General features: G+C 67.7%; 1 protein-coding gene. It reads left to right on the top strand.

Annotated features, from left to right (window positions below):
- Window positions 1-282 (top strand): YybH family protein (locus tag IG99_RS43600; protein ID WP_037684602.1); only part of this gene is annotated, 282 nt, incomplete at its 5' end.
- Between the last annotated feature and the right edge of the window lie 180 nt (window positions 283-462).

Genomic DNA, 462 nt, shown 5'->3' with positions numbered 1-462 from the left:
TCCCTCTTCGACGAAGACGCCATGTTCGTACCGGGACCGGGACAGGAGCCCGTCTACGGCAGGGAAAGCATCAAGGAAGCGCTGAAGCCCTACCTCGCCGCGCCCAGCACCATGGAGGTGGTGGCCACGTCGGTCCATCAGAACGGCGACCTGGCGATGGTCCAGCCGTCCTGGCGGATCACGAGCGAGAGCGGCATCGTGGAAGGAAAGGCGGTCGAGGTGATGAAGAGGACGACCGAGGGGGACTGGGTCTACATCATCGACAACCCCTACGGCGTCTGATTCTCGTCATCCCGACATCACCGTCGGGCGACGGAACTTCGCCACGGCAGCGGCGGCCGTATCGACGTTCTCGATGCGGCCCCCGCTGCACTGGCCCACCCCCGGCGAGCCCGTCACCCTGCCGGACCCGCACACCCGCTGACACCTCACCCGGTGCCGCCGTCGGCGCACCGGCCCGCT

It is taken from the genome of Streptomyces griseus subsp. griseus (assembly GCF_000720255.1).
Lineage (GTDB): Bacteria > Actinomycetota > Actinomycetes > Streptomycetales > Streptomycetaceae > Streptomyces > Streptomyces griseus_I.
This window is presented reverse-complemented; position numbering and strand designations above follow the sequence as displayed.